This window comes from Vibrio harveyi NBRC 15634 = ATCC 14126 = KCTC 12724 (genome assembly GCF_001591145.1).
Classification (GTDB): domain Bacteria; phylum Pseudomonadota; class Gammaproteobacteria; order Enterobacterales; family Vibrionaceae; genus Vibrio; species Vibrio harveyi.
This window is the reverse complement of record NZ_BCUF01000001.1, coordinates 23,197-40,480: the sequence shown is the minus strand read 5'-3', so window position 1 is coordinate 40,480 and position 17,284 is coordinate 23,197. Positions and strand designations below refer to the sequence as shown.

Annotated in this window: 14 protein-coding genes; 4 read left to right on the top strand and 10 right to left on the bottom strand. The window is 44.5% G+C overall.

The annotated features are described in order from the left end of the window. Nucleotides 1–35: 35 nt before the first annotated feature. From VHA02S_RS00185 to VHA02S_RS00170, 4 genes are all read right to left on the bottom strand, one after another. Nucleotides 36–965 (bottom strand): Kdo(2)-lipid IV(A) acyltransferase, encoded by a 930-nt coding sequence (locus tag VHA02S_RS00185; RefSeq protein ID WP_005446281.1) that lies wholly within the window; start codon nt 963–965, stop codon nt 36–38. A 141-nt stretch (nt 966–1,106) separates the two neighbouring features. Further along, on the bottom strand, nt 1,107–1,877 hold the full coding sequence (locus tag VHA02S_RS00180; RefSeq protein ID WP_005446280.1) for an ABC transporter permease: 771 nt from the start codon (nt 1,875–1,877) through the stop codon (nt 1,107–1,109). Then, on the bottom strand, nt 1,877–2,794 hold the full coding sequence (locus VHA02S_RS00175) for an ABC transporter ATP-binding protein (RefSeq protein WP_005446278.1): 918 nt from the start codon (nt 2,792–2,794) through the stop codon (nt 1,877–1,879). Before VHA02S_RS00175 ends, VHA02S_RS00180 begins: the two co-directional genes overlap by 1 nt. A 233-nt stretch (nt 2,795–3,027) precedes the next feature. Then, nucleotides 3,028–4,698, bottom strand: coding sequence for a SulP family inorganic anion transporter (locus VHA02S_RS00170; protein WP_009698752.1), 1,671 nt, complete (start codon nt 4,696–4,698; stop codon nt 3,028–3,030). 282 nt (nt 4,699–4,980) lie between these two features. Here VHA02S_RS00170 and can point away from each other — a divergent pair, with 282 nt between their 5' ends. Next, entirely contained in the window at nt 4,981–5,649 is a 669-nt protein-coding gene (gene can, locus VHA02S_RS00165; protein WP_005446273.1) for a carbonate dehydratase, read from the top strand. Between the two features lie 88 nt (nt 5,650–5,737). On the opposite strand, the gene hpt is transcribed toward can, so the two are convergent. Further along, nucleotides 5,738–6,268, bottom strand: a complete 531-nt coding sequence (gene hpt / locus VHA02S_RS00160; RefSeq protein ID WP_005446271.1) for a hypoxanthine phosphoribosyltransferase — start codon at nt 6,266–6,268, stop codon at nt 5,738–5,740. Between the two features lie 321 nt (nt 6,269–6,589). Between hpt and opaR the strand changes: the two genes are divergently transcribed. Continuing rightward, nucleotides 6,590–7,204 carry a transcriptional regulator OpaR gene (gene opaR / locus VHA02S_RS00155; protein WP_005446268.1) on the top strand — a complete coding sequence of 205 codons (615 nt, stop codon included), beginning with the start codon at nt 6,590–6,592 and terminating at the stop codon, nt 7,202–7,204. Nucleotides 7,205–7,525: 321 nt separating this feature from the next. Here the strand turns inward: opaR and lpdA are convergent, their stop codons facing one another. The 5 genes from lpdA to ampD form a co-directional block, all read right to left on the bottom strand. Then, nucleotides 7,526–8,956: a dihydrolipoyl dehydrogenase gene (lpdA, locus tag VHA02S_RS00150; RefSeq protein ID WP_005446266.1), complete on the bottom strand. Its 1,431-nt coding sequence runs from the start codon at nt 8,954–8,956 to the stop codon at nt 7,526–7,528. 243 nt (nt 8,957–9,199) lie between these two features. After that, nucleotides 9,200–11,101: a pyruvate dehydrogenase complex dihydrolipoyllysine-residue acetyltransferase gene (gene aceF, locus VHA02S_RS00145; RefSeq protein ID WP_017817680.1), complete on the bottom strand. Its 1,902-nt coding sequence runs from the start codon at nt 11,099–11,101 to the stop codon at nt 9,200–9,202. Nucleotides 11,102–11,131: 30 nt separating this feature from the next. Beyond that, nucleotides 11,132–13,795, bottom strand: coding sequence for a pyruvate dehydrogenase (acetyl-transferring), homodimeric type (gene aceE / locus VHA02S_RS00140; protein ID WP_005446262.1), 2,664 nt, complete (start codon nt 13,793–13,795; stop codon nt 11,132–11,134). A gap of 55 nt (nt 13,796–13,850) precedes the next feature. Beyond that, nucleotides 13,851–14,618 carry a pyruvate dehydrogenase complex transcriptional repressor PdhR gene (pdhR, locus tag VHA02S_RS00135; RefSeq protein WP_009699648.1) on the bottom strand — a complete coding sequence of 256 codons (768 nt, stop codon included), beginning with the start codon at nt 14,616–14,618 and terminating at the stop codon, nt 13,851–13,853. A 404-nt stretch (nt 14,619–15,022) separates the two neighbouring features. After that, nucleotides 15,023–15,574, bottom strand: a complete 552-nt coding sequence (ampD, locus tag VHA02S_RS00130) for a 1,6-anhydro-N-acetylmuramyl-L-alanine amidase AmpD (RefSeq protein ID WP_038897989.1) — start codon at nt 15,572–15,574, stop codon at nt 15,023–15,025. 92 nt (nt 15,575–15,666) lie between these two features. Here ampD and nadC point away from each other — a divergent pair, with 92 nt between their 5' ends. Together nadC and VHA02S_RS00115 are read left to right on the top strand one after the other, a co-directional pair. Further along, the gene (gene nadC / locus VHA02S_RS00125; protein ID WP_029790346.1) at nt 15,667–16,554 is read left to right on the top strand and encodes a carboxylating nicotinate-nucleotide diphosphorylase; all 888 of its coding nucleotides are present in this window, start codon (nt 15,667–15,669) and stop codon (nt 16,552–16,554) included. A 264-nt stretch (nt 16,555–16,818) separates the two neighbouring features. Next, a complete protein-coding gene (locus tag VHA02S_RS00115; RefSeq protein WP_005446258.1) occupies nt 16,819–17,283 on the top strand; it encodes a pilin in 465 nt (154 codons plus the stop codon). Nucleotide 17,284: the final 1 nt, after the last annotated feature.

Below are 17,284 nucleotides of genomic sequence, written 5' to 3'. Positions count from 1 at the left end.
CACTAAGCCGACCTTTTTGTATCTGGTAATGAGATTTATGAGTAGACGCATTGAAGTCCTTCAGGGCGAGTCTTAAATCGCTTGTGCAACCACATCCACGCGGGAATATCTCGTTTTATCATCCCTTCAATCTCTTGATTCAAAATACTCGCGGCTTTAACTGGATTTCGTCGTTCAAACTGCCCACTCAGATCCTCACCAATGTAAAGCGTATATCGGTTATCGTTCATGACCGTCACTCCGGACATCACCGCACACTTGGTTGCATCAATTAATACACTCGATCCCGCCGTACTTGCCGCCTGTTCAACAGCAAAGAAAGGAGCAAACACCGAATTGTTCACCCCATAATCGTGATCTGGTAGGTACCACAGCCGCTGACCATTTTTCAGAACTTTAAGCATCGACTTTACGTCTTTTCGGTCAATCATTTGATGCCCACAGCGCGTTCGACCACGATGCTGAATAAACTCATAAGCAGGGTTTGAGTTCGGGCGATACACACCGTACCCTTTCGCAAATTGGCTAAAAATACGCGCCGTCATCTCTAAGTTAAGATGGTGGCTGCATATCACCAGCACACCACGTCCATTTCTTTCTTGTTCAAGAATGCGCTCTTTACCAACCACCGTCACCAAACGTTTTACCCGCCAATCGGGCCAAAACCAAGCCATGCCCGTTTCAATCAGTGCCATGCCGGTGTATTTAAAGTTTGCCTTCACCAACTCCTCACACTGTTGTTCATTATATTCAGGGAAGCAGAGCTTGAGATTACGCTTAGCAATTTTCCGGCGGCGCTTCATTGGCAGCATAGCAAGGGAGCCAATACCTCTTCCTAGAGCTCGCAGTAGCGGATACGGCAGCGCATTAACAACAAACGCGAGCAAGCCAAATGCAAACCAGACAGACCAGTATTTAGGGAGAAGCAATTTCAAGGTGAAAGGTGGGGACGGAACGGTATTCATGGCTTGACTCATTTACAACAAATGCATTTACAGAAATGAGTAAAACCTAGCATGTAAAAAGTCGAAAAATTGTATGGGAATGTATAGAAATGCATAAAGAAAGAGCAGCTCTCATCGCTGCTCTTTCAACATCTGTTTATGTTAGCTTCTCAAGCCAATTCCTTTGGTCACGAGGTAATGTGCCACGGCATAAAGCGCAACAACGAATACCGTCAGCACGCTAAATGACGTCACAATGCCAACATCAGAAACCCCGAGGAAACCGTAACGGAATGCGTTCACCATGTAGACGATAGGGTTCAGCTTCGACACACCTTGCCAGAACTCAGGCAACAGGCTGATAGAGTAGAACACGCCACCTAAGTAGGTCAGAGGTGTCAATACAAACGTCGGGATTATAGAGATATCGTCAAACGTTCTTGCATAAACTGCGTTGATTAAGCCACCTAGTGAGAACACAACTGATGTCATAAATACCGTCGCGATAATGATGCCCCAGTGGTCGACTTGCAGATCCACAAAAAACAGAGACACAAACGTCACAATGGTTCCCACCAATAAACCACGCACAACGCCTCCCATGACAAAACCGAGGATGATCACGTAGTTTGGTACCGGTGCAACCAAAAGCTCTTCAATATTACGCTGAAATTTCGAGCTAAAGAACGATGAGGCCACATTGGAATACGAGTTGGTGATCACCGACATCATAATCAGACCAGGCACAATGTACTCCATGTAACTAAAACCGTTCATGTCGCCAATGCGAGAGCCAATCAAACTACCAAAAATGATGAAGTACAGCGTCATTGTAATCGCTGGCGGAACTAGCGTTTGTACCCAAATACGAGTAAAGCGATTGATTTCTTTGGTGAGCAGGCTGCAAAAAGCCGTCCAATATAACTTGTACATTATTGGTTACCTCCGCGAACGATGCTGACAAACAACTCTTCCAAGCGGTTCGCTTTGTTACGCATAGACAGCACTTTTACGCCATGTTCGGAAAGCTGACTAAATACTGAGTTCAACCCTTGGCTCTTATCCAGTTCAATTTCTAGCGAACCATTTATCATCACCTGACTATTCACCCCTTTAAGCTCTGGCATCTCACCGTCAAACTCAACATCAAGAATGAAGGTTTCAACACGAAGCTTACCAAGCAGCGCTTTCATCGTCGTATTCTCAATAAGCTCACCTTTGTTGATGATACCGATATTGCGACACAACATTTCTGCTTCTTCAAGATAGTGAGTCGTTAGAATGATAGTAATACCCTGCTCTTGGTTAATCTCTTTTAAGAAATCCCACATCGAGCGACGCAATTCAATATCGACACCAGCGGTTGGTTCATCAAGGATCAACAACTGTGGTTCATGCATTAAAGCGCGAGCAATCATAAGACGGCGCTTCATACCACCAGATAGATTACGCGCACGTTCTTTGCGTTTTTCCCACAAATCGAGCTTTGTCAGATACTTCTCGGCACGTTCTTTCGCCTGAATCTTTGACACGCCATAATAGCCTGCTTGCTGCATCACAATCTGTTCAACCGTCTCAAATTGGTTGAAGTTGAATTCTTGTGGCACCAAACCTAGGTTTTGCTTTGCTAATTCAAGATGCGTATCAATGTCGTAACCAAAGACCTTGGTCGTACCTGAGGTTTTGTTTACCAAAGAAGAGATAATGCCAATCGTAGTGGATTTACCTGCACCATTTGGTCCTAGAAGCGCGTAGAAGTCACCTTTTTCTACTGTTAGGCTAATACCCTTCAACGCTTCAAATCCGCCCGCATAGGTCTTGCGAAGCTGTTCAATTTCTAATGCGTACATTGCGTAATAATTGCCATCTGTTGATGAATCGTGAATGCCAATACCGATAGAGAGTTGATATGACTCAGCGGTCAAAGCGGTATTGCACTGAAGTTGAATTAGTTTATCGTTGAATAACGATGAATACAAATAAACCTTTCTATAAAATTAGAAATAACTATAAATCCCCGATTCTGTATACTAAAAAGCGCCGCCAAACAACTTTGGCAGCGCTTCTAAAAAACAAAACAAGATTACATTGTTAGCATTTGATGTTCATCTGTTTCTACATGCTTTATCGCAGCATTCAATGCCTCATAACGGAACTTGTAAGTGTTCTCATCAGGGACTAAATCAATCACGTGGAACTTCTCTAATTGCTCACGTGTTCGTTGGTTTGGACACAGCAAGTAAACTTCACACTCCGCATCCAACGCATCTTTGATCGCATTCTCAAGCGCTAAGCCTACCGTAACATCAATCATCGGCACATCAGTCAGATCGAGGATCATCACTTCGTAATCCGAAATACTGGAGTGTTGACGAGAAATGGCTTTCGAAACACTGAAGATCATTGGTCCAGACAAGTAGAAGAACAAGACTTTACCATTGGCTCGATCAAGCAGTCCTCGTTCACTGTCCGTAAGCGGAACATCATCTTCATCGGCATCACTGATGGCCTTAACTTGGCGTGCTTGCTCACGACTCAAACGCTCAATGATGATGATATTAGAAATAAATACCCCTAACCCCACAGCAACAATCAAATCAACAAAGACCGTCAGCAGCATGACGCCATACATAACCGCCATACCTGGGAAGCTCACCTTATGAGCACGTTGGATAAAACTCCAATCAAGAATATTGAAGCCAACATACACTGCAATACCCGCCAGCACAGCCATCGGGATAGGTTCGGTCAAGCCACTTGCAACCAACACCACCAGCGCGAGAATCAGCGCACGAATAACACCAGACAAAGGGGAACGAGCCCCTACTTGGATATTGGTTACTGTCCCCATTGTGGCACCAGCACCTGGTAAAGCGCCAAACAAACCAGAAATCATGTTTGCCAAGCCTTGACCACGTAGCTCCTTGTCTGAGTCATGCTCTTTACGTGTTAATGAATCACCGATTACCGCGGTTAATAGCGTATCAATACAACCCAACGTACCCAGAACTAATGCATCAATGACCATCTCGGTGAACATCGCAGGATCGATATGTGGCACGACCAAAGAAGGTAAGCCTGCGGGGATTTCACCAATTCGACGAATGTCTTCTGCATCAAACAAAATCACCGATAACAACGTAACCGCTACTAGCGCGACAAGTTGGGCGGGTACGTACTTACGATACTGCTTCGGAAAGAAGAATAAGATGCCTAACGTCAGCAAACCCAAAAACAACTCGCTAAACTTCAGGTTAGAAATGGTATCAGGCAATGCCGATAATGTGCCTATAACCCCACCAGAAGGTGCAGCATGACCGAGTAAAGGCGACAACTGCAAGATAATCAGAATCACGCCAATCCCTGACATGAATCCCGAGATGACACTATAAGGCATAAGTGTCACGTATTTACCGAGTTTCAATGTACCAAGCACAATTTGAAACGCCCCGGCCATCATCACAACGGTGAATGTCATTGCCATTCCCGTCTCTGGGTACTTCGCCATCATGCTAGTCAACACGGCGGTCATGATCACTGTCATAGGACCGGTAGGCTCAGAAATCAGAGTATTGGAACCACCAAACAGTGACGCGAAAAGCCCCACCATGATCGCCCCCCATAAACCTGCTTCTGCGCCAGCGCCAGATGCGACACCAAAGGCTAACGCAAGAGGAAGTGAAATAATGGCCGTGGTGACGCCACCAAACAGATCCCCTTTCAAGTTGATATCCTTAAAGCGACTACCGAACATTGAATTTGCTCCCTGCATTAAAAAGACAAAATGCCATCAATCTAACAAATATTTCGTCAAAGAAAAAAACACAATAAAACCACGAATTCGCTAGGCTTATTCGCATACTGAATGATGTCTGCATATTTTATGATTTTCACAGCGAGAACTAGTCAGATGAGTCATCTTGAATGAATATTTAACGGGATCGAAATTGTAACATTGTGTATAGTTACAGTGCTGATCGCTTTATAAGCACTGGTGAGTGGTTGGTTTTTTTAATTTTAGGGAAGTAGATGTCAGATGCCGGAAATTAAACAATTATTCGAAAATAACTCTAAGTGGTCAGAAGAAATTAAATCTGATCGTCCAGAATACTTTGCAAAGCTTGCAGAAGGTCAGAAACCAGACTTTCTTTGGATTGGATGCTCAGACAGTCGCGTTCCTGCAGAGCGATTGACCGGTCTTTTCTCTGGCGAGTTATTTGTTCACCGAAACGTTGCGAACCAGGTCATCCACACAGACCTAAACTGCCTCTCTGTGGTGCAATACGCCGTGGACGTATTGAAAGTAAAACACATCATCGTATGTGGTCACTATGGCTGTGGTGGCGTTAACGCCGCTATTGATAATCCTCAGCTAGGTCTTATCAATAACTGGTTACTTCATATCCGTGACCTTTACTTTAAACATCGCCCCTACTTAGACCAGATGCCTCTTGAAGACCGCGCTGACAAACTGGGTGAAATCAACGTAGCTGAGCAAGTCTATAACTTAGGCAACTCCACCATCATGCAAAATGCGTGGGAGCGTGGTCAGGACGTTGAGATTCATGGCGTAGTTTACGGGATTGAAGATGGTCGCCTTGAATACTTGGGCATTCGTTCAAACTCAAAAGAGACCGTGGAAGCCTCTTACCAAAAAGCGCTCTCAACCATTCTTAACTCAGACAACAAATTGCTTTGTCGCTGAGTTAAAAACATAAGCCGAACCAAATAAAAGAAAACGCCCGTTAATTGCTTAACGGGCGTTTTTTGTATTCTTCTATCAAGACTAATGACTACTCTTGAGGCACCACTTTACCAATGAACGGTAGATGACGGTATTTTTGAGCGTAGTCGATACCCACACCAACTACGAATTCATCAGGAATAGCAAAACCAACATAATCAACTGGCACTTCAACTTCACGACGTGATGGCTTGTCTAGCAGCGTACAAATCGCAATAGACTTCGGCTCACGTAGAGACAGGATTTCACGGATCTTGTTCAGTGTGTTACCTGTATCAATGATGTCTTCCACGATCAGTACGTCTTTGCCTTTGATGTCGTCATCAAGGTCTTTCAGGATACGTACGTCACGAGAGCTTTCCATCGTGTTACCGTAGCTAGAAGCGGTCATAAAGTCGACTTGGTGAGTCAGTTCGATTGCACGAGCCAAATCGGCCATAAATACAAATGAACCGCGTAGCAAACCAACCAGAACCAGATCTTCGCTACCTTGGTAACGCTCTGTAATTTGCTTGCCTAATTCACGAATACGTTCCTGAACTTCTTGCTCAGAAATCATGACTTCTACTGTATGTTTCATACTGTGCTCAATTTTCTTTGTGGGTTGAGGTAGGTCGTACGCAAACGATCACCTTATCTTGCGGCGTGTAGTGTAACACCCCACTCAATAGGTGGAAAGTCGCATCCCATTTCGTTGAATTCTTGGATGAAAGTCTTAATTTTAGAACTTATATCATTGAATGAAACATCAATAATGACATTACTGTCTATAAATTACGCATCAGATGTTGACCTTGCACATATGCACCATTACACTCATCAATGCTTTAAGCAACTATTAAAATAATCAATTAGGGGACTATCCCCAAAATATCAACTCAAATGGCAAGGAAAATGGATTATGGACTCAATTGCAAAGAGACCTCGTACTAGGCTTTCCCCTCTAAAACGTAAACAGCAATTAATGGAAATCGCTCTTGAAGTGTTTGCTCGTCGCGGCATTGGTCGTGGTGGTCACGCTGATATTGCAGAAATTGCTCAAGTTTCTGTTGCGACAGTATTTAACTACTTCCCAACTCGCGAAGACTTGGTGGATGAAGTTCTGAATCACGTGGTTCGTCAATTCTCGAACTTCTTATCAGATAACATCGACTTAGACATTCATGCACGCGAGAACATCGCTAACATCACTAACGCAATGATTGAACTAGTAAGCCAAGATTGCCATTGGTTGAAAGTTTGGTTCGAGTGGAGTGCATCAACACGTGATGAAGTGTGGCCACTATTCGTAACGACAAACCGCACCAACCAACTGCTGGTGCAAAACATGTTCATCAAAGCTATCGAACGTGGGGAAGTTTGTGACCAACATGAACCGGAACACTTGGCGAATCTGTTCCATGGTATTTGTTACTCTATCTTCGTACAAGCAAATCGCTCTAAGAGCGAAGCCGAGCTATCAACACTCGTTAGTGCTTACCTAGATATGTTGTGCATCTACAACCGCGATCACTAAGCTAAAACGCGAGTTTAACTAAATGAAAGGCTGACACTGGAGTGTTGGCCTTTTTCGTTTTAGACAGCTGCGAAGCTGGATTTTATTTTGCCTTTCTAGGAACAAGTTCAGCCAACCCCTTCTTAATCGAAACTCCTTTCATGATTATCCAAATACATACCTCTCGATTCCTTGGTGTTAAACCAAGAGATTTCCAACTATCAAGCACAATCGCCTAAAAGGAGACCTCATTCCCTCTTCAAGTTCCGCGCATAAAAAAACCGCTGACGAATCAGCGGTTTTTATCATTCAAGTTTTAAGACTCTCGGTCTTCAAAAGAAATTATTTTTTCTTTTTAACTGCTTTTTTGTTTGGAAGGTCAGTGATTGAACCTTCAAATACTTCAGCAGCTAGACCCACTGACTCGTGTAGAGTTGGGTGAGCATGGATAGTTAATGCGATATCTTCAGCATCACAACCCATCTCAATAGCTAGACCGATTTCACCAAGCAGTTCGCCACCGTTAGTACCAACGATTGCACCACCAATAACACGGTGAGTCTCTTTATCGAAGATTAGCTTAGTCATACCGTCTGCACAGTCAGATGCGATTGCACGACCTGATGCAGCCCATGGGAATGTTGCCACTTCGTAGTTGATGCCTTCAGCTTTCGCTTCTTTCTCAGTCTTACCAACCCATGCCACTTCTGGCTCAGTGTAAGCAATTGAAGGAATAACTTTAGGGTCGAAGTAGTGCTTCTTGCCAGAGATAACTTCTGCAGCAACGTGACCTTCATGCACACCTTTGTGAGCAAGCATTGGTTGACCAACTACGTCACCGATCGCGTGGATGTGAGGAACGTTAGTGCGCATTTGCTTATCAACGTTGATAAAGCCACGCTCGTCCACCTCAATGCCCGCTTTTTCAGCGTCGATAAGCGCACCGTTTGGAACACGACCGATAGCAACAAGAACCGCATCGTAGCGCTCAGCTTCTGCTGGTGCTTTTTTGCCTTCCATTGAAACGTAGATACCATCTTCTTTCGCTTCAACTGCTGTTACTTTCGTCTCAAGCATTAGCTTGAACTTGTCTTTAATACGCTTAGTGAAGACTTTAACGATGTCTTTGTCCGCAGCAGGGATAACTTGGTCAAACATCTCAACTACGTCTACTTTAGAACCTAGTGAGTGGTAAACCGTACCCATTTCTAGACCGATGATACCACCGCCCATGATAAGCAGCTTTTCAGGTACTTCTTTCAGCTCTAGAGCATCCGTTGAATCCCAAATACGTGGGTCTTCATGCGGGATGAATGGCAGTTTGATTGGGCGAGAACCCGCAGCAATGATAGCGTTGTCGAAGTTAACCGTTGTTGACTCGCCTTCGCCTTCTACAAGGATAGAGTTAGGGCTTGTGAACTTACCGTAGCCGTTTACTACAGTAACATTACGCATCTTCGCCATACCGCTAAGACCGCCAGTCAGTTGATTTACAACTTTCTCTTTCCAGATACGGATTTTGCTGATGTCTGTTTGCGGTTCGCCAAACACAACACCGTGCTCAGCCATCGCTTTCGCTTCTTCGATAACTTTTGAAACGTGAAGAAGTGCTTTAGATGGAATACAACCAACGTTTAGACATACACCACCAAGAGTGCTGTAACGTTCAACTAGTACTGTTTCTAGACCTAAGTCCGCACAACGGAATGCAGCTGAGTAACCAGCAGGACCAGAACCAAGTACAACAACTTGGGCTTTAATTTCTTTGCTCATTGTGACCTCTTGTAGTCATTATCCCTAACAGGCTGAGTAGATGTTCTTAAATTATTAGGCTTTCAAACGATCAATATTTTACAGAGATGTTAACAGTGTGAAAGCAGCTTTAAGTTAGCCTGTGAGCTAGACAACAATTCATCTTTCAGATTCTGAACGATGTGAGAAATTGTCGTCTAAAAATAGTCTTTTATATAAAGAAGTAAGGTGACTCGAAAGCCACCTTAACTATTACTTTCTATATTACAGTACTAGGCGACGAATGTCTGATAGTGCACCGTTTAGGAAAGTAATGAAGCGTGCACCTTCTGCACCATCAATCACACGGTGGTCGTATGATAGAGACAGTGGAAGCTGTAGACGTGGTTCGAACTCTTTGCCGTTCCACACTGGCTTCATTTCAGATTTAGATACACCTAGGATACCTACTTCTGGCGCGTTTACGATTGGCGTAAACGCTGTACCGCCGATACCGCCAAGGCTAGAGATTGTGAAACAACCGCCTTGCATGTCAGCTGCCGTTAGCTTACCTGCACGTGCTTTCTTAGAAACTGCCATTAGCTCTTCAGATAGCTCGTAAATGCCTTTCTTGTTCACGTCTTTAAATACAGGAACAACAAGACCGTTTGGCGTATCTACTGCGATACCTACGTTCACGTACTTCTTAAGAATGATGCTTTCGCCATCTTCAGAAAGTGAAGAGTTAAACGCAGGGAACGCTTCTAGTGCTTTCGCTACTGCTTTCATGATGAACACAAGAGGAGTGATCTTCATGCCAGTGTCTTTCTTCGCTTCGATTGCATTCTGCTCTTTACGGAACGCTTCTAGCTCAGTGATGTCAGCGTTGTCCCACTGTGTAACGTGAGGGATCATTACCCAGTTACGGTGTAGGTTTGCACCAGAAATCTTCTTGATCTTAGAAAGCTTCTGAACTTCCGTCTCACCGAACTTGCTGAAGTCAACTTTTGGCCAAGGTAGTAGACCAAGCGCTGCGCCGTCGCCCTTACCAGATGCTGCCGCACCAGCGCCAGACTCAAGACGCTTAAGCGCATCTTTAACGTAAGCTTGAACGTCTTCTTTTAGGATACGGCTCTTACGACCAGTACCTTTAACCTTAGATAGGTTAACGCCAAATTCACGAGCAAGACGACGGACAACTGGAGACGCGTGTGCGTAGTCGTTGTTCTCTTGGAAATCGTTCGCTGCAGGTGCAGCTTCAACTTTTGCTGCTGGAGCAGGAGCCGCTGCAGGTGCTGGAGCTGCTGCTTGTGCAGGTGCTGCAACAGGAGCTGGAGCTGCGCCAGCTACTTCGAATACCATGATTAGAGAGCCAGTCGTTACTTTATCGCCAGCTGCAATCTTGATTTCTTTTACCGTACCAGCGAATGGAGCTGGAACTTCCATTGAAGCTTTGTCACCTTCAACAGTGATTAGAGATTGCTCTTCTTCTACTGTGTCGCCAACTTTAACCATGATCTCAGTAACTTCAACTTCGTCACCGCCGATATCTGGAACATTCACTTCTTTGTCAGCTGCTGCCGCTGGAGCTGCTGGAGCTTCTACTCGGTCCGACGCCTCGGCTGCTGGAGCCGCTGCTGCGCCTGAACCGGCAGTTTCGAATACCATGATTAGAGAACCAGTTGTTACTTTATCACCAGCAGCAACTTTGATCTCTTTTAGAGTACCGGCGAATGGTGCTGGTACTTCCATTGATGCTTTGTCGCCTTCAACCGTTAGAAGAGATTGCTCTTCTTCGATGCTGTCGCCAACTGCAACCATGATTTCAGTAACTTCTACTTCGTCGCCACCGATATCTGGAACGTGAACTTCTTTCAGTTCTGCCGCTGCAGGAGCTGCAACTGGTGCAGCTTCAACTGCTGGAGCTGCCGCAGGAGCCGCTTCTGCAGCGGCACCTTCAGCTTCGAAAATCATGATTAGAGAACCAGTCGTAACAGAATCACCTTCCGCTACTTTGATTTCTTTAACGATACCTGCTTGAGACGCTGGAACTTCCATAGAAGCTTTGTCGCCTTCTACAGTGATAAGAGACTGCTCTTCTTCAACCTTGTCGCCAACGCTTACAAGAATCTCAGTAACTTCAACCTCATCCGCACCGATGTCAGGTACATTAATTTCGATTGCCATTGCTTATTTACCTTCTAGTTAAGCGCTGTATTAAGCGTAAAGTGGGTTTGTTTTTTCAGTGTCGATGTTGAACTTAGCAATCGCTTCAACGACGACTGACTTCTCAACATCACCACGTTTCGCTAGTTCAGTAAGAGCTGCAACAACTACGTAGCCCGCGTTAACTTCGAAGTGACGACGTAGGTTCTCACGGCTGTCAGAACGACCGTAACCATCAGTACCAAGTACTTTGTAAGACTCAGAAGGCATGAACGCACGAACTTGCTCAGAGTAGTTCTTCATGTAGTCAGTCGCTGCGATTGCTGGCTCAGTACCCATTACTTGTGCAATGTAAGGTACTTTTGCTTCTGCTTCTGGGTGAAGCATGTTGTAACGCTCTGCGTCTTGACCGTCACGAGTTAGCTCGTTGAACGATGTAACAGAGAACACGTCAGATGCGATGCCGTACTCTTCGCTTAGGATAGTCGCTGCTTTACGTACTTCGTTCATGATAGTACCAGAGCCCATTAGCTGAACTTTAGACTTGTCACCTGCGTAAGACTCAAGCTTGTAGATACCCTTACGGATACCTTCTTCAGCGCCTTCTGGCATTGCTGGCATTGCGTAGTTTTCGTTCATTACCGTTAGGTAGTAGAACACGTTCTCTTGGTTCTCACCGTACATGCGACGGATACCGTCTTGCATGATTACTGCAACTTCGTAAGCGAATGTTGGGTCGTAAGAGATACAGTTAGGAACTGTATTCGCCATGATGTGCGAGTGACCATCTTCGTGCTGTAGACCTTCACCGTTTAGCGTTGTACGACCTGCAGTAGCACCTAGTAGGAAACCACGAGCTTGTTGGTCACCAGCCATCCACGCCATATCACCTACACGTTGGAAACCAAACATTGAGTAGTAGATGTAGAACGGGATCATTGGTAGATCGTTCGTGCTGTATGACGTTGCGGCTGCAACCCATGAAGCCATTGAACCTAGTTCGTTGATACCTTCTTGTAGAACCTGACCTGAAGTTGCTTCTTTGTAGTAAGAAACGATGTCGCGATCTTGAGGTGTGTAGTTCTGACCGTGCGGGTTGTAAATACCGATCTGACGGAATAAACCTTCCATACCGAACGTACGAGCTTCGTCACAGATGATAGGAACGATGTTCTTACCAATGTTCTTGTTCTTAAGCAGGATATTAAGAGTACGAACGTAAGCCATTGTTGTAGAGATATCACGCTTCTGCTCACTTAGTAGCGGAGCGAACTCTTCTAGCTCAGGTGTTTTGAATTCTTGAGTGAACTTAGGTAGACGCTGTGGCGTGTAACCTTTTAGTTCTTTACGACGAGCGTGTAGGTATTCGTACTCCGCTGTACCTTCTTCAAGTTTCAGGTATGGAAGTTCTTTCACTGCTTCGTCAGTTAGGATGTCTTGAAGACCTAGACGATCACGTAGGTGTAGTACGTGAGTCATATCCATCTTCTTAACTTGGTGCGCGATGTTCTTACCTTCAGCCGCTTCACCCATGCCGTAACCTTTAACAGTCTTCGCTAGGATTACTGTTGGACGACCTTTAGTTTCTGCTGCGTTTTTGTAAGCTGCGTACAGTTTAGAAGACTCGTGACCACCGCGCTTAAGTGCGAAAATTTCGTCATCAGTCATGTCTGCAACTAGTGCTGCAGTCTCTGGGTACTTACCAAAGAAGTGTTCACGTACGTAAGCACCGTCTTTAGATTTAAATGTTTGGTAGTCACCATCTACAGTTTCGTTCATCAACTGTAGAAGCTTGCCTGTTGTATCTTTAGCAAGTAGAGCATCCCAGTTGCTACCCCAGATAACTTTAACAACGTTCCAGCCAGCGCCTTTGAATAGACCTTCTAGCTCTTGGATGATGCTACCGTTACCCATTACAGGACCGTCTAGACGCTGTAGGTTACAGTTGATTAGGAATGTTAGGTTGTCTAGTTTCTCACGCGCAGCGAAAGAAAGTGAACCACGAGATTCTGGCTCATCCATTTCACCGTCACCTAGGAACGCGTATACACGCTGTGCAGAAGTGTCTTTCAGACCACGACCGTCTAGGTACTTAAGGAAACGCGCTTGGTAGATCGCAGAAATTGGACCAAGACCCATAGATACTGTTGGGAACTGCCAGAACTCAGGCATCAATTTAGGGTGCGGGTATGATGGGATACCTTTACCGTCTACTTCTTGACGGAAGTTGTCTAGCTGCTCTTCAGTTAGACGACCTTCAACGAATGCACGAGCGTAGATGCCCGGAGAGATGTGACCTTGGTAGTAAACTAGATCGCCACCGTCCGTCTCGTTTGGAGCACGGAAGAAGTGGTTGAAACAAACTTCGTAGAACGCCGCTGCTGACTGGTAAGAAGCCATGTGACCACCTAGGTCTAGGTCTTTCTTAGAAGCACGCAATACGATCATGATTGCGTTCCAGCGAATAATCGAACGAATACGACGCTCAAGAGTTACGTCACCAGGGTAAGCTGGTTCTTGTGCTGCTGGAATAGTGTTGATGTAGTTTGTGTTGATGCCAGTTGGCATATCAACGCCGTCTAGACGTGCTTTTTCTAGAACGGTTTCTAATAGAAACTGTGCACGTTCTACACCTTCTTCACGAACAACTGATTCAAGGGCTTGTAGCCAATCTTGAGTTTCCAGTGCATCTACGTCATGCTTCATGTCAGACATGGCGATCTATCCTTCTGTTGGTTGGATCTACTTATTTAAGTAAGCGGTTCTTGTATTAAGAATCGTTACCTTGCTGAATTCGACGCAGAGAACGCTCTCGTCGAGACTCTTCTCGAGTCAAATCCAACAATGTTTCTTCAATATAAGCTAAATGTGAGTGAGACATTTCACGTGCCTTTTCAGGCTGACCAGAAACAATCGCATCCACGATATTAGCTCTGTGTTTACTTACTTTATCGACCACTTCATCGCGGCGATGTAAGAGCTTTAGATTCTGTAGAACATTTTGCTCAAGCAAAGGCGCAAGGCTGCGAACAATATGAAGCAGGACGACATTGTGTGCCGCTTCAGTCAAAGCAATCAGAAACTGCATCACTGCAGCGGCTTCTGCCTCAACGTTATCGCTTTTTTGCTCTTCGCTAATTTGATTCAAACAAGCTTGAATGCGTGCAAAATCTTCATCGGTACCACGCAAAGCTGCAAAGTACGCTGAAATCCCCTCCATCGCATGGCGCGATTCAAGTAGGTCTAACTGCGTTTCTGAGTGAGTCGACAACAAGTTCAACAACGGATCTGAAAAGCTTTTCCAGATGTTTTCACTAACGAATGTGCCACCGCCTTGACGACGAGTAAGCAAACGCTTTGCTTCTAAGCGTTGAATGGCTTCACGGACAGATGGACGAGACACATCGAACTGCTTAGCGAGTTCGCGCTCTGGTGGCAACTGCTGCCCCGGAGACAATGTTCCTTCCACAATCAACCTTTCTAGCTCTTGTTCAATAACATCAGAGAGCTTTGGCTGACGAATCCTTTGATAAGCCATAATTTATTGTTCTTCTACTCTTGCAGGTAATTGGTAATACCAATTTTAAGATGGTGCAGAAATTAACATAATTAAAACGCCACTGTCCAGCCAAAAATTGACCTAAATCATAGAATGGACTTACAACCAACACTCTGATAACAATCGACTATTAAAACAGCAATAAAATTGGTCTTACCAATTACATAAACAAAACAGATGGGAGCTCTGCGTGCTAGTAATTTTGATCAACAAAAACAAAAAATGACAAAATTATCCGTACATTTTTTCACCAACCGCTGTTTTGAGCGTTCAAAATGTAGTTAACTTTTAACAAGCATTCATATTTCTCGTATCAAAAAAAGGCATACTTGAGTGTATGCCTTATTTATTTCTGTTTTTTGAATTTACACTTTCGCTACAAGTTAGCGTTGTATTTGTTGCCTGAACTTGACCCAGTCAAAGCTTAGACCAGGATCGGCTTTTCTCAAGGGAGCGATATACTGATGCCCCGTGATTCGGGGTAAGGTGATTTTGGGGTAAGAATGCATGACCGCATGAGCCAAAGCTGTAAGTGATTGATATTGCTCTTCTGTATAAGCCACAAACTCAGTGCCTTCTAACTCAATACCAATCGAATAGTCATTGCAACGTTCACGACCAGCAAAGCTAGATTGCCCTGCATGCCAAGCTCTATTTAAAAACGAAACAAACTGAACAATTTCGCCATTACGCTTTATTAAGCAATGTGCCGAAACGCCCATTTTGTGAATTACTTCAAAAAATGGATGTGCTTTAGGATCGAGATTGCCAGTAAAAAAGTCCTCTATATATGAGCCACCAAACTGCCCTGGCGGCAAACTGATGTTATGAACCACCAGCAGAGAGATGTCATCTTTGTCTGAACGAGCATCAAAGAATGGCGATGGAACATGCTTTGCTTGCGTCAACCAACCATTCTCGATTTTTAGGCACATATCAACCTCTCTACTTTGCAAATTAACTGCTGAAATTATTGACACCGGAGAGTATCATTCGTTGCCATCTCCCTTTCAAGACAAGATTTGCGATGAAGAACACACACAACAGCCAAGAACGCCTAGAATACCTTAAGCAACAGCTTCCATTAGAAATCACTCGCGCCGTAGCCGATACCCTAAAAGAAGACCTAGGTGGCACATTGGATGCAGACAAAGACGTCACCGCATCGCTTATCCCAGCAGACGCTATTAACACAGCAACCATCATTACTCGTGAACACGGTGTATTTTGTGGTCAAGCATGGGCAGATGAAGTATTTAAACAACTGGGTGGCAAAGTCGCGATCGAATGGCATGTAAAAGATGGCGACAAGGTTGAACCAAACCAAACACTTTGCACACTGACTGGTCCTGCTCGTGATTTGCTCACTGGCGAGCGCAACGCAATGAACTTTATTCAAACCCTTTCAGGTTGCGCGACTATTACCGCTGAGTACGCAGAGAAAATTGCTCACACTGAGTGCCGTCTATTAGATACTCGTAAAACCATTCCGGGCTTACGTAGTGCGCTAAAATACGCAGTAGCCTGTGGCGGTGGTTTCAACCACCGTATCGGTGTATTCGATGCCTACCTTATTAAAGAAAACCACATCATTGCATGTGGCGGGATCACTCAAGCGATTACCACAGCAAAATCATTGAACCCAGGTAAACCAGTTGAAGTGGAAACGGAAAGCTTGGACGAGCTAAAAGAAGCGATTGAAGCAGGTGCAGATATCATCATGCTCGATAACTTCACCACAGATATGATGCGTGAAGCAGTCGCTATCAACGCAGGACGCGCTGCGTTAGAAAACTCTGGCAACGTGACTCTAGAAACCATCGCTGAATACGCAGAAACAGGCGTTGATTACATCTCGGTGGGCGCTTTAACTAAGCACCTAAAAGCGATGGATCTTTCGATGCGCTTCAAGTAATCCAAACTAAATAAGCAAAAGTAATTCTCGTTAACTCATAGAGTTACTGCCATTAAACACCAATAAAGAGCCGCACGGCTCTTTATTTTTATCCGCATAAAAAATAACACCACTCGCAAAACCTTGCATGCAATATGCAACTTGAGTGTAAAGATTTTTATCTCAGTCGAGAGCTTCTCCCTTCCCAGTTTTCTCTTTCCCCTACTCTTTTTACTCTTCTGCCCCATGCATAAGCATTAACTAAATTTATCTTAAGGAAACAAGATGAAAACGAATAAACAGAAGAAGCAGCAGGGTTTTACTCTAATTGAATTGATGATTGTGGTTGCAATTATTGGTATTTTGGCTGCATTTGCAGTACCTGCATATCAAAACTATACAAAAAAAGCGACATTAGCGGAGTTCCCAAAAGCAGCAGCAGCTATGAAGTTAGCAGTTGAATTGTGCGCGCACGAAAATGCTTCAGATGCAGCGACCTTTAAAACAAACTGCCTTTCTGGTAGCAATGGAGTGCCTTCAAAGATTGCTGATTTAAACGATATATCTATTGAAGCTGTCGCTGGTTCCTCTGGCGTAAATGTCATTGCAAAAGCAATTGCAGTGAAAGGACCTATCGCAGCTAATGAACAATACACAATGGCATCAAACTACACTGCAAGTGGTATTGAATGGACTGGCTCTTGTCAGGATTCTGGGGGGAACGCTCAGACTGATTACTGTCCTGAATAAT